This window comes from Parendozoicomonas sp. 2304DJ65-17 (genome assembly GCF_058148445.1).
The window spans coordinates 198,928-212,051 of sequence record NZ_JBYVJV010000006.1 but is presented as its reverse complement, the minus strand read 5'-3'; the positions used below and the strand labels follow the sequence as shown (position 1 = coordinate 212,051).

Below are 13,124 nucleotides of genomic sequence, written 5' to 3'. Positions count from 1 at the left end.
GAAAGTAACACGCAATTTAGCCTGTTATATTTTTCAGACAACCCTTTTTGTCATAAATTTTTTGACAAAAAGGGTATACACTTCTCGGTTCATGGATAAAGCTGTATTCCTATGAACCTGAACACACTGCAACAACTTGGAATGTCAGAGCGGGAAATCAGCCTGTATCTGTCCCTGTTCCAGCTAGGTCCCTCCTCAATCCGGGAGATTGCCAGCCATACCGGCATTAACCGCGGCACAACCTATGAAAGCCTGAAACAGATGGCTGCACGGGGCGTGATAAGTTACGCCCCAAAAGGGAAGCGCAGAGTATTTCGGGCAGAAGATCCTGACAAACTTTTACTGCTTGCAGAAGAAAAAAAATCCGCTCTTGAACAAACAATAGATTCCCTGAAAACCGATATTATCCCCGGCCTTCATCACCTGAAACCTGATTTCACAGCGGGCAATGTGCGCTTTTATGAAGGGGATGATGGCATCGAGTTTGTTCTTAAGGATATTCTGGCAACTGTCAGTAAACAGCCTGACAAAGAATATTGTGTGTTCTCCACCAAAAGTATTCGTCATCATCTGTATCGTCCTTTTCCCAATTACACCCTGCAACGGGTGAGGCAAAAGATAAATGTACGGGTAATTGCTTTAGGTGAAGGCGGTGAAGATGCCGAGTACTCAGAACGTAAGTGGTTGAAAACCGATGGGCCGGTAGATGCCAGTTACATTGCTATCTACCCACCCAAGGTTGCCATGATCTCTATGGCTTCAGAGAACTATCCCGTTGCTACTGTGATGGAATCGGCGGATATTGCACGCTCCCAGAAGATCGTGTTTGATACGCTCTGGGCTTTTCTTTAGATGAAGTTTGGGGAGCCTTTTCTCTCCTCCTGTTTCTCTTCTTTTTAGGAGTCTGAAGAGGCGCTTCAGTAACTAAAGGTAAATCTGTTTTTGAAGCTTCGTGGTGCCCTCCCATATCTTCAGCCGTTTTCAATACAAAGCGAAGCTTATCGGTAATTATTGTTGTCCCGCGAAAGCGAAGGTTGTAAGAGGAAGGGGCGTCCTCCACGTCGATTTCTTTACCTGTGGCGATAAGGCTGACCAAAGCAAGCTTCAACATATTTCTGGCAAAATGCTGACCAGGACATTCATGTCTGCTTCGATTAACAAAGGTCTGTATCTTCTTTAAGCGTTCCCTGGTTTCCATACCTTTCATATCTGGCATGAATGGGTTTGGGTTACCACTCCATGGGTTCAAATAGTAAAGAGGAAATACTATGGTTTCACCTTTCTTGAAATGGAGCTTATAAACAGCAACTTTTTCATCGCCTTCCTCGCGAACAGTGCCATCATCTCCAATATATATAGTGAAATCCTTTGCAACCCTCCTCGATTCTATAGGAGCAGGGGGTAAATCCACCAACACCTCTTCCACAAAACTATTTAGAGCAGGCATATTTGCTGCCTGAATATCCTCAAATGTCCAAACATAATCTTGAGCATCCTCCATCGCTACTCCTCTCGCTTTTAATACTTGCAGAACCTCCTCTCGCATTTTTTTCTGCATATCTTTTTTTCTAGACATTTCTGCAAGCAACGAGTTTAAAAGGGATAATCCCGTGTCAGAACCTGCAATCAACGGATTAATGAGATCAAACTTATCTTCATCAGTCAGAGCCCCCTCTCTCTTCCTGAATAGCTCGCGTAAGAGTTCTCCTCCCCCTTCCCTTTTCTCATCCAAATTATCCAGAACCCCATGCTCTCTAGCTTTTTCAATCAGCCAATCAATATCACTCAGAAGCTGATATTTTTTTGTGTATAGATATTTGTGAAACACCCTCATGTAAACATTCTTTAAAAGTCCAGGCATAGCCTGATAGGTTTCGTTAAATGGCAAAGAAACAGCCGCTTCGATAGCCCCCTTGAAGTGGCTACGAATCTCTTCAAGCTTTTCTGAGTATTGGGAGACATCAAAACCAAAGACCAGCTGCAGGATTGAAGACATTAAAAACCGGCCTCCAAAATCACCAACTGAGTCAAAAGAACCTTTTTCAACTAAGGATTCTGCAAGTTTTTTTGAGTGTTCATTGAGGGTTGGTGTAATTCTTTCTAATGCTTTTGGCCCAACCCCTGTTTTAAAAACAGCTCTTTTTTCTGCATGCTCATCGCTAACATCACTACCGAACAAGGACTTATCACCCATCAACACTTGGAAGGGAGAAAATAAATCCATCTTCTCTAAGAAACCTTTTTTCCCGAAGCAGTGTTTCATAAGAATTCTTGATATATCTGGATCCCAGACCCAAAAAGATGGCTTAAAGGGGCTTAAACCATAAAGACGTGATTCTCTGTCGAATGGATTCATTATTACTCGCCTGAGCTTGGAGCTACATCTGGAGTCCATTCTGCAAACAGGGGAGTTAGCATGTTCCATCATATGATCCATTAAAGGCTTCACACCCTCCTTCATGGCTTTGCCAAATAATCTAATAACCTCATCAGGGTCGCCAGAATATGGCATTTCCATAATTCCAGCTTCGTAATGATTCAAGGCTTCCTCTTCTGTTAAATCAAAAAAGCGAGGAGGGTTAGCACCATCCTTGGAAGTCCCAGCACAGGATGGATCATAAGGGCAAGACCGCTCCTCAAAACTCGGAACATGAGCTGCAGTCCCTTCTTTTACAGCTAAAACGGGATGTGCCTGACTCAGCCAAAGAATCAATACCGTTAACAAACACCTCTGGCAGGCCGCGCATCTCCAATTCATTCGATGTTCCGTCCCCAGTCCCAAAATATCGGTAGCGCACAGAGTAGAAGCAATAAAAAAACCTTCCACACAACAGGGAACAAAAACTTACAAAAGAGCAGCTCTCACCAATAGCAGACACAGAACTATCGTCTAACCTTTCTGCTTTCGTGGGCATTCAGCCCTCACCCTTTTGTCTGTACGGAGTGAAAGCCATGCCCAGAAACTATCTTCCAAAACTATCTCTCGCAGCAGCGGCTGTTTTTGCCGTAACCGCTCAGCTCTCTCAGGCTGACGCTTCCCCCGAGGCTTCAACCGCCGTTGCCATAGCTCCAGTAGAAGCTTTTGCTCCAGCAGAAAAGGTTGAGTCTTCAAGCTTTCAGGATTACCTAAAAGAATCCCGAAAGGCCGAAGAAGAAATGAAAAAGTCTCTGGTGGTTAAAGAAACCGTTTTTGGTATTCCGGTTCTTGGTAATGACCGGTCTGAGCCAGAAGTTATTAAAAGAAGTGCCGAGACCTTAAAACAGATTCTTGATCAGAATAACGATGGAATGGCTGATAACCCTGAACTTGCTCAGTATATGGCCGAGCATAATTTCAGAGTTGTTGTTGCAGGCTCACCTTATGATCTGGACAACCTTGACCCCGACGATTTCACCGATGAAACAACAGCTGAAATATCCGGTAAAGGTTTGAATGTAGACAGCTACTTACTTGAAAACCTGGAGATTGTTTCTGAAGCCTATTTAGCTTTGTTGAAGGAAAAAGCTAGAAACAATCAGGAAGCCAAAGAAGAGCTTGTCGCTCTTGAAAAAGCAATCGCTCAGTTAAAAGACAATGGTCTGGACATGAACGACCCTGATGACGACGAAGATGACGATCAAACCTCTACTTCTCAACCAGAAGAAGAGGAAGACGACTCAAGTAATTACATCGTTATGGGTGAACTGGTTCTTAGTGGACAGTTCCCAACCGTCTATGACCGTCTCACCGGAGTCATTCGCTTAGCCGCACAACAGGCAAATCAGGCAAAAGGAAAAGAAGCGTCAGATAAAGAGATTGATAGTCTGATCCCAGACTCTCTGAAAAAGTTAAGAAGTTATACACCTGAAAGCTTCCAGAGCGAGAACCCTTTGCTTTGCGAGTGGCTGAGCAAACACTCTTTGTCTGCTCCCATCGTTGATTTGGAGAAAGTCGAAGTTGTATTAGACGAAGAAACTATTAATGACTTCAGAGACGACTCTGATGACGACAAAAACTATGCTGTAGCAGAGGTGGATACGAAAACAACGCCCGACGTCTAGTGGTCAAAAACAAAAACAACTGTCTATAAAGATGTTTTGTAGGAAATATCCCACAAACGACAGTGGTTATAACGACTTATCATCTAACAGGATCAAACATATTCTATACGTGCAGGTTCGCCAAGGGATTTGGTAAAAGGAAGCCAGGTAAGGCTCCTGCTTGTTCTCGTTAAAGAACATTTGGAATATGTTGCAAAGGACTTGTAACACTGGTTAAGGAAAGACCGAAGATCAGGACGATCTTGTACAGGGAACACGGATCAGTGGGCTTGGTAAGGATACCGAGTCCGTAGATCACTCTTCTACCCCTCTTATTTTTTCTCTCTTATTCTTCTTACGACAATAATCGTTTTTCGCTGGTTATCTAAAAGGTTTTTGCACCTAAAGACCGTCGTCTTTTATAGAGCGCCCAGTTTGAACTGAACGCCCTAAACACCATTCACTTAAACAAGAACGGTTTCCAGAATTTCTTCGTACTTCACCGGATCAAGACGAGGGCCGTAAGCGGATACAACATAAGCGGACGCCATGCTGGCAAGCTCACCGGCCTTTTCAAAACCATGCCCAGCAGTCAAACCATGAAGGAAGGCTCCGGCAAACATATCGCCAGCACCATTGGTATCAACAACCTTTTCCACCTGGTAAGGAGCAATCTGAATAAACCCAGAACCATCAAAAACCAGCGCGCCTCTCTTGCCAAGAGTAATGGCAAACGTGCGGGCAGTTTTCTTTAGAACTTCAACAGCTTCATCCAGATCTTCAGTTTTGGCCCACTCCAGTGCTTCCTTCTTGTTGCAGAACAGCAGATCAACGCCATCGCCAATCATCTGTTCCAAACCTTCACGGAAGTAAGTCACCATGCCTGGGTCGGAAAGACTCAGCGCGGTTTTTACACCGTTCTCTTTGGCAACTTTATGGGCTTCAATAGCTGCGGCACGACCGGTTTCGGAAGTGACCTGATAGCCTTCGATATAAAGGTATTCAGAAGCTTTGATAGCTTCGACATCCAGTTCGCGGGCTGAGAGAGTTTCACTAATGCCCAGAAAGGTGTTCATAGAACGTTCGGCGTCAGGGGTAATCAGAACCAGGCATTTGCCGGTAATACCGTCGTTTTCTTCCAGGCTGCAGGTTGAAACGCCGGCATCGCTCATATCCTTAAGATAGAACTCACCATTGTCATCATTAGCCACCCGGCTGGAATAAAAAACCTTGCTGCCAAAGTAGCTGGCTGCAATAGCGGTGTTAGCACCAGAACCACCACTGGCTCTGCGGGAATGTACAAGATGGTCTTTCAGCGCTTCCATCAATTCATGGCGACGATCAGTATCAACCAATGTCATCATGCCCTTTTCTACGCCGTTGGCTGCGAGAAAGGCATCATCAACCTCAATCTCAGTATCAACCAGTGCCGCGCCCATACCGTAGATGTGATAGCTCTTCATGTCGTGTTTTTGCATAAACGAAATCAGAAGGGATGCCTTTCAGTAAACACTTGGAAAAAATGTTTATGAAAATCAGCCCTTGGTAGCTCAGTCAGCTTAGGTTGTCTGGAAGCCTGCCGGAAGAAATTCCTTTCCGGTGGACCAAACGGGTAAAGCTATCACAACTGAGTTTGTTGTTTTTATCCCGATGACTACTGTTTTGTTGTTTTTATAGCCAACGATACCCATAAAAAACGCAACCATATCCGAAACCGAAAACCGGTTTTAGACATGATTGCGTTACTTCTGTATGCAATTCTACCCAAAGAGCTTCGTTAAGAAAAACTTACTCAAGTTGAGAAATTTACAAAGCTTTAAACACTTCCAGACCAAAGCTCAGGGTGAATATCCAGAACACCATGTTCACTACTCAGCATCACCTGCTTGTCCTGAATTGTGCACTGCAGCTCCATGGTTCGTTCTGTATGTTCTGCCATAGCAGACACCTGTTCTTCCGGAATAAAGAAAACAGTCAGATTGGAGAACCGGCGGAATACCGCTTTGTTCTGTTCACGCCACACCGGAGCAGCTCTATCACCGTAAGCGTAAATAAAAACCTGTTCAGATTGATTGCAAGCTTTACGCATACGGCGCTCATCAGGCAAGCCAACTTCTATCCAGGTTTTCACACCACCGACCAGATCCTTTTCCCAGATATCCGCTTCATCTTCAGCGCTTAAACCACGGGTAAATTGCAGGTCATCGGATGCATTGAGTGCAAACGCAAGAATGCGCATCATCATTCGCTCATCATTTTCTGAAGGGTGACGAGCAGTGGTTAATGAATGAGTCTGGTAATAGCCGCGATCCATATCGGCTATTTGCAGTTCTGCTTTGAATATCGTGGCTTTCAGCGCCATGAGTTCCGCCTAAGTTGGGCTTGAAAGCCGCATATTCTATGCCTTTCAATCATCCATACATACTGAAAAATACCGCACCTATGGCAAGAATAATTCCGCCTCCCAAGCGTGAGGATATCTGGGCATAGGACAATAATTTCATACGGTTCGCGGCAGCCAGAACCTCAATATCTCCAGAGCCTCCCCGGTTTGCCATACACAACCCGGCGGAAATAGCAGATTCAATTTCATAAAAACCGAACAGCCTGCCCCCAATAGCTCCACCTAAAATGGCACCCACCACAATTAAAGCTGAAACAAATATTGTTGTTGGGTTAATAGCCGCGATTATTTCATCCATACTTGTGTAGGCGACCCCTACTCCCACCATCAATACCCACAACAGTTCATTGCTGAAGAAATCAGCAACCCGACGAGCACCACTGCGTAACGACAGTGGAACGAGGCCAGAAACATTCAACGCGGCTACCAGTAAAACCAGCCAAGCATAACGATGAATCTGCACATCGCCAAAGCCGGGCAAAAACACTTTGGCAAACAACTCTGCCAGCACATAAAACACCACCGCCAGAATCAAGCCACCAACCAAATCCGCCGAGGTGTATTTACCATCATTCTCAACATTACTGGCTTCTGAACTGCTGCCACGAACCAGAAGCCCTTCACCGCTCAGGTTGGGGTAACGCTTACCAAGTCGGTCTAAAAGGGAGGACGCCAGAATACTGAGAATATTGGCAATAGTAAGAATGGAAATAGCCTTCGAATAATAAACATCTCTTGGCTGCCCCGTGGCCGATTCATAAATCTCTGAGAGAGGGATAGCTCCAGCACCGTTTCCGCCCCCCATAATGGGCAGAACATAAAGCATAATAATTTCTTCTGGCCCAATACCCACCAGAAATCCGGCCATAATCCCGAGAACAGCAGCACCTGATACAGCCAGTAAAATCGCTGGAATGTAACCAACCAGTGAGCGAACCAGCATACTTTTTTGAATGGCCAGAATATTCCCGAAAATCAAAACAGCTATAAACAAATCAATATACTGGCTGCCCTTAATTAGCCCGGTAATGGCAGTTATTTCCCTGTCGGTCAGCCAGCCCATATAAACCATTCCGGCAGCTCCCAGAAACACCAGAATAGGCCCGCCGCCAATATATTTATTCCATACGGGAAGGCGGTTACCAATTTCCCCGAGCACCGCGCCCATCACCAAACAAATCGCCAGAGCTCCGGGTAATCCTGAAGGCAAAACATTGTAATAATGAGCGAGAAGAAGAGTAATTATTGCGCCGAAAAGCAGCCCTGCCGGCAAACCAAGAATTCGGGGTAATGTCATAGAGGCCTCCTGTGTGGTGAAGGCTTATAAGGTAGACGCTATTTAACTCTTATCACTGATTCTCCTGATGTATATCAACTTCTCCCAGCAGCCCAAATTAAGCATTTGAGTTACATCACCAAAGCATTTGTAGAGAACTGTTACTTTTTTAAAACTGAGTCAATCCGTCTGAGGCGAGCCCTTATGTCCGAGCACAACCGTCTTTCCAAAATCTATACCCGCACCGGCGATAAAGGGGAAACCAGCCTGGGTGAAGGCCGTCGAGTACCCAAAGACCATGCTCGAATGGAAGCCATCGGCACCGTTGATGAGCTGAACTGCTGGATGGGCCTGCTGATTAACGAAGTTCGTAACGGTCAGGTTCTGCGTCACAAGCTGCTGGAGCCATTGGTTGAAATCCAGCACCGTCTGTTTGATGCCGGTGGTGAACTGGCTATGCCCGGCTGGCAAATTATCCAAGACGAGCATGTAGATAGCCTTGAAGCTCTGGTTGATCAATTCAACGCCGACCTTCCTCCTCTGGAAAACTTTATTCTGCCCGGTGGCTCCTCCCAAACCTGTCATTTCCACATGGTTCGTACGGTTGCCCGCCGCGCTGAGCGCCGTATTATCACCGCCCGTAACGAAGGCGAAGATATCAACGCTCCGCTGGGCCGTTACTTTAACCGCCTCTCTGACCTGATGTTCGTACTCGCTCGTTACACTGCTCGCCAGACTGGTGGTGAAGTTCTGTGGCAGCAGTCTTCCCGGGAAAAGGTTTAAGATAAGCAGAATCGGATTCCCAGAGACTATTGAATGCTGGAATTAATACTTGGTGGTGCTCGCTCTGGCAAAAGCTCTTTTGCCGAGCAGCAGGCTAAAGAGGGTGGGCTGGATGTTACCTACATTGCCACCGCGACTGTATACGACGAAGAGATGCAGAAGCGCGTGGATCATCACCGCGAGCAACGTCCTGATCACTGGCCGGTGATTGAAGAACCTTATGATCTTGCCGGGGTTCTGCAAAATGAAGCCCGAGAAGATAAATGCATTCTGGTGGATTGCCTGACTCTGTGGGTAACCAATCTTCTCTGCATTGAAGATAAGGCTTTGTGGCCACAGAAGCGTCAGGAATTGCTGGAAATCCTGCCCACACTTCCTGGCCGTATCCTGATGGTGTCCAACGAAGTAGGAATGGGTGTTGTCCCTATGGGCGAACTCAGCCGACAGTTTGTGGATGAGTCCGGCCGCCTGCATCAGTCCATCGCCCGTATTGCAGATAAAGTAACGTTTGTTGCTGCGGGTCTGCCTTTAACCATGAAAGGCTGATCTTTCATGGTTAAGCAGCCCAGAACAATTACAGTAGACTTGCTTCGCCACGGTAAACCAGAAGGTGGAAAGTGCCTTCTGGGTTCCACTGATCATCCTTTAACGGAACAAGGCTGGCAGGAGCTGCATTCAACTGTCAGCAACTACCGCAATTCTAACCACGGTGGCTGGAATCGTATTATCAGTTCACCACTGCAGCGCTGTTCAGCGTTTGCAGAAAAGTTCTCCGAACAGTCAAACCTTCCGTTAACAAAGCTGCCTGGATGGCAGGAAATTGATTTCGGTCTCTGGGATGGAAAAAGCTACGAGCATATTCACCAGACAGAACCTGAAGCTCTCTCATCTTTTTGGAGTGATCCGTTCAACAATACTCCTCCCGAAGGAGAGCCGGTTCGAAGCTTTGCTCAACGCATTCAAAGTTCATGGCAGGATTTACTTAGCCAATCATCTGACCGTGAACATATTCTTCTGGTTACCCACAGCGGCGTTATCCGTAAGCTGATCGCATATATTCTGGATATCCCGGAAACCAGCACCGCCTCCACCACTCGCCTGAACCTGCCTTACGCAAGCCTTTGCCGCATTGAGGTTTATGTTGATGAACAAGGCGAACACTGGCCCAGACTGATGTTTCTGGATACCACTTCAAACTCTTCTACCGGAACCGGTTTATGACAGCAGAAACCATCTCAACCATAGAGCGACATACCCGAGCACTGGCGCTGTCGGTTGGTTTCTTTACCCGCCTGCCAACCAAGCACCTGGAAACCATTGAAGATCAGGATATGGGCCGCGCACTGGTTTACCTGCCTTTGGTGGGTTTAATTGTTGGCCTTTTGGCCGCCGGTGGCTCACTGCTGTTATCTGCAGCACTCAGTAGTTGGCACGGATCATTATCTGCTGTTCATTTGTCGCTTATCGGTATCACCGCTTTTGCTTTGGTCACTCTGGTAAGTGGCGGCCTTCATCTGGATGGTTTAGGAGATTGTGCCGATGCCTGGGTTGGCGGTCTTGGTGATAAAGAACGAACCCTGACCATTATGAAAGACCCAACCTGCGGTCCAATGGCGGTGATGGTTATGGTTTTGGCTCTGGTTGTTAAAGCTGGCGCTATTGTTGGTTTGGCTGTTTCTGAGAACTGGCTGCCTGTACTGTTAATACCCGTACTCAGTCGTTCAGCGGGAATGGCTCTGTTCCTCACCACAGATTATGTTCGCCCGAAAGGTTTGGGGCAGGCTTTTTCTGATTTCTGTTCAGACATTATGACCCGTTACGAATGCCGCGTTGCTCTCACGGCTGGTGTAGCTCTTCCCGCTTTTTTACTTGCCGGTGCCTGGCCTGCTTTAGGTTTAGCTGCACTGCTCTGGCATGGTTTACGCCAGCAAACAGTCAAACGACTGGATGGTTTCACTGGCGATGTGTGTGGTGCAGTGATTGAGATAATTGAAGCGTTTCTTTTTCTTTCTGTGGCTTTATTCATTTAGGGATAGAAGTAGTGCCCAAACCCACCATCTGTTTCAGCATCCTTAACGCCGTTGCCAGCCTGCCAGATCTGCACAATCTTAGTGATGCCGGTGCAGGGGCAGGATTGATGGGATTCACCCCAGCAAATAACAGCGAAATGATCGCAACCGGTCGGGACATTACCAGCCTGCCAGGGATTACGCCTCAACCTTTACTGAGCAATGGTGGCATGACTCCCGCTTTGCTAACCCATGCGCTGTTGCAGATGTTTCGCAGAAACGGCCACAAAGTGGTGATGCGAGTTTATAACCTCGATCTTCCCGCTCAGCCTGTTATCTCTGAAGAAGATTGCACGCTGGATGGTATCGAACAGTGGAACTGTTCTGCTGAAGGTGTCGAAGAACTGGTTAACTCTGCACTGCTCCCAAACCTTGAGCAGGAGAACAGAGATGGTTGGATCAGTGTTCTTGGGGAGTGTGGTGTCGGCGGCACAACTTTCTCCAGCCTCTGGCTGAACCTGTTGCTGGGTCAAAATGTACCGGCCGCCGGTAGTACCGCTGACCCGGAAAAATTACGCCAGAAGCAGGCTCTTATTGATAAGTTGCAGGCCGAGTTTGAAAGTTCACAGAAACCACTGACAACAGAAGCGCTTCTTTCCAGCAATCGCACCCATGACAGTTTCCAAAAGGCTGTCGTTTATCTGTTGAAAGGTGTTGCTCGCCAGAACAGAGAACACCCTCTTCTGCTCGCCGGTGGCCTGATGTATATCGCCCCGTGGATGTTGCTGAATAGAGAAGATTCTTCTCTGGCTGCAACTCTTAAAATAAATACCGCTCAGGCAACGACTCGCTGGGTTTATGATGGTTTATACCAACATCTCAGTGACAGTTTGATTCCCGGCGCAGATATTCCACTACTGATGCCAAATGCCGGCTTCAACAAATCCTGTCATGAGTCTGTTCGTGTTTATGAGCATGGGCTTGTGATTGAGGGCTGTGGCCTTGGTGGGTGTCTGGTTTTAGCGGAGCAGCTTGGTTTTTCCGAGCAAGATATTATTACGACGATGGACGAATATAGCACTCGTCATATCGCACAATTCCCCCACTAATTTTTTATTCAGCAGTTTTTATAAGCGGTTTTCTATGAGTCAGCCCAATTTGCCCCACTCCCTGATGATACAGGGAGCTACATCTGACGCAGGAAAAAGCGTGCTTTGCGCAGGCCTGTGTCGAGTATTTACACGTCGTGGTTTCAGCATTAAACCTTTCAAACCCCAGAACATGGCACTGAACAGTGCTGTGACTGTTGATGGTGGCGAGATTGGTCGGGCACAGGCCGTTCAGGCGCAGGCCTGTGGTCTGGAACCTCATACGGATATGAACCCGGTTCTGCTGAAGCCAAACTCTGACACCGGCGCTCAGGTTATTGTAAATGGTCATGCTATTTCTGAAATGGATGCCCGCTCCTACCACGATTACAAACCCAAAGTTCTCCAGCTGATTCTTGAAGCTTTTGAACGCCAGAAAGCTTCTTCAGATGCCGTTGTGGTTGAAGGTGCTGGCAGCCCTGCAGAAATCAACCTGCGTGAAGGCGATGTTGCCAACATGGGTTTTGCTGAAGCAGCTGACTGCCCGGTAGTCATTGTTGCTGATATTGATCGTGGCGGTGTGTTCGCACATCTCTATGGCACGCTGGCTCTGCTGTCTGAATCAGAACAGAAGCGGGTTAAAGGCTTTATCATCAACCGCTTCCGTGGTGATGTTTCTCTGCTTACTTCTGGCCTTGAGTGGCTGGAAGAGAAAACCGGGAAACCTGTTCTGGGTGTTCTGCCCTACCTTCACGGTCTGCACCTTGAGGCGGAAGATGCTGTGGTTGACCAGAAGTTCAATCAACATGCCGACCGAACTCTGAAAGTTGCCGTTCCCGTTCTCACCCGTATCAGTAACCACACAGACTTTGACCCTCTGCGCCTGCATCCCAACATCGATGTGCAAATGGTCTGGAAAGGCGAAGAGATTCCTCCCTGTGACCTGATTATTCTTCCCGGCAGTAAAAGCACTCGTACCGATCTGAAGTTCCTTAGGGAAAATGGCTGGGATCGTGCGATTCAGCGCCACCTTCGTTTTGGCGGAAAGCTGATGGGAATCTGCGGTGGTTACCAGATGCTGGGAACCATGCTGCATGATCCACAGGGCATTGAAGGCCCGGCGGGCAGCAGTGAAGGCCTTGGCCTGGTTGAGCTGGAAACAACCATGGAGCGGGATAAGCAATTACACCGGGTTTCCGGAACCATGCAACTTCCCGGTAAAGATCCTGTCACTGTTACAGGTTATGAAATCCATGCTGGTTTAACAGAAGGCGCTTCTCTTGAGCATCCGCTCATTAAGCTGGAAGATGGCCGTTTTGATGGAGTTATGTCTACTGACGGGCAGATTATGGGTTCTTACCTGCACGGCATTTTTGAACACAGCGACGCCTGCCGCGCCATTCTGGAATGGGCTGGTTTGAAAGATGTAGAAATTCCGGATTACGACCAGATTCGGGAAGATGGCATCAACCGTATTGCTGATGCCATGGAAGAATATCTGGATATTGAAAAGATGATGGAGTTTACCGGGCTGAAATAATCTT

At 47.2% G+C, this 13,124-nt stretch carries 12 protein-coding genes; 8 read left to right on the top strand and 4 right to left on the bottom strand.

All coding sequences use genetic code 11. From position 1 onward, the window contains the following. Positions 1 to 111: 111 nt before the first annotated feature. On the top strand, positions 112 to 852 hold the full coding sequence (locus ACY2RR_RS16230) for a TrmB family transcriptional regulator (protein ID WP_490109216.1): 741 nt from the start codon (positions 112 to 114) through the stop codon (positions 850 to 852). Here ACY2RR_RS16230 and ACY2RR_RS16225 read toward each other — a convergent pair. Then, positions 779 to 2,758, bottom strand: a complete 1,980-nt coding sequence (locus ACY2RR_RS16225; RefSeq protein WP_490109215.1) for a cytochrome P450 — start codon at positions 2,756 to 2,758, stop codon at positions 779 to 781. The two genes, ACY2RR_RS16230 and ACY2RR_RS16225, sit on opposite strands and share 74 nt — an antisense overlap. A 194-nt stretch (positions 2,759 to 2,952) precedes the next feature. Here ACY2RR_RS16225 and ACY2RR_RS16220 point away from each other — a divergent pair, with 194 nt between their 5' ends. Beyond that, positions 2,953 to 4,041 (top strand): hypothetical protein, encoded by a 1,089-nt coding sequence (locus ACY2RR_RS16220; RefSeq protein ID WP_490109214.1) that lies wholly within the window; start codon positions 2,953 to 2,955, stop codon positions 4,039 to 4,041. Between the two features lie 443 nt (positions 4,042 to 4,484). Here the strand turns inward: ACY2RR_RS16220 and ACY2RR_RS16215 are convergent, their stop codons facing one another. From ACY2RR_RS16215 to ACY2RR_RS16205, 3 genes are all read right to left on the bottom strand, one after another. Beyond that, positions 4,485 to 5,498, bottom strand: a complete 1,014-nt coding sequence (locus ACY2RR_RS16215; RefSeq protein ID WP_490109213.1) for an adenosine kinase — start codon at positions 5,496 to 5,498, stop codon at positions 4,485 to 4,487. 338 nt (positions 5,499 to 5,836) lie between these two features. After that, on the bottom strand, positions 5,837 to 6,382 hold the full coding sequence (locus tag ACY2RR_RS16210) for a YaeQ family protein (RefSeq protein WP_490109212.1): 546 nt from the start codon (positions 6,380 to 6,382) through the stop codon (positions 5,837 to 5,839). A 49-nt stretch (positions 6,383 to 6,431) separates the two neighbouring features. Next, the gene (locus ACY2RR_RS16205) at positions 6,432 to 7,721 is read right to left on the bottom strand and encodes a 2-hydroxycarboxylate transporter family protein (protein WP_490109211.1); all 1,290 of its coding nucleotides are present in this window, start codon (positions 7,719 to 7,721) and stop codon (positions 6,432 to 6,434) included. 183 nt (positions 7,722 to 7,904) lie between these two features. On the opposite strand from ACY2RR_RS16205, the gene ACY2RR_RS16200 reads away from it, so the two are divergent. From ACY2RR_RS16200 to ACY2RR_RS16175, 6 genes are read left to right on the top strand one after another with little or no spacing between them, the layout of a single operon-like run. After that, complete coding sequence (locus ACY2RR_RS16200; protein WP_490109210.1) at positions 7,905 to 8,483, top strand: cob(I)yrinic acid a,c-diamide adenosyltransferase; 579 nt, start codon at positions 7,905 to 7,907, stop codon at positions 8,481 to 8,483. A 33-nt stretch (positions 8,484 to 8,516) separates the two neighbouring features. Beyond that, positions 8,517 to 9,029: a bifunctional adenosylcobinamide kinase/adenosylcobinamide-phosphate guanylyltransferase gene (cobU, locus tag ACY2RR_RS16195; RefSeq protein ID WP_490109209.1), complete on the top strand. Its 513-nt coding sequence runs from the start codon at positions 8,517 to 8,519 to the stop codon at positions 9,027 to 9,029. A gap of 6 nt (positions 9,030 to 9,035) precedes the next feature. Further along, complete coding sequence (locus ACY2RR_RS16190; protein ID WP_490109208.1) at positions 9,036 to 9,704, top strand: histidine phosphatase family protein; 669 nt, start codon at positions 9,036 to 9,038, stop codon at positions 9,702 to 9,704. After that, positions 9,701 to 10,513: an adenosylcobinamide-GDP ribazoletransferase gene (locus ACY2RR_RS16185; protein ID WP_490109207.1), complete on the top strand. Its 813-nt coding sequence runs from the start codon at positions 9,701 to 9,703 to the stop codon at positions 10,511 to 10,513. Before ACY2RR_RS16190 ends, ACY2RR_RS16185 begins: the two co-directional genes overlap by 4 nt. Positions 10,514 to 10,524: 11 nt before the next feature. Next, entirely contained in the window at positions 10,525 to 11,601 is a 1,077-nt protein-coding gene (locus tag ACY2RR_RS16180; RefSeq protein WP_490109206.1) for a nicotinate-nucleotide--dimethylbenzimidazole phosphoribosyltransferase family protein, read from the top strand. Positions 11,602 to 11,635: 34 nt separating this feature from the next. After that, positions 11,636 to 13,120: a cobyric acid synthase gene (locus ACY2RR_RS16175; RefSeq protein WP_490109205.1), complete on the top strand. Its 1,485-nt coding sequence runs from the start codon at positions 11,636 to 11,638 to the stop codon at positions 13,118 to 13,120. The last annotated feature ends 4 nt before the right edge of the window (positions 13,121 to 13,124 follow it).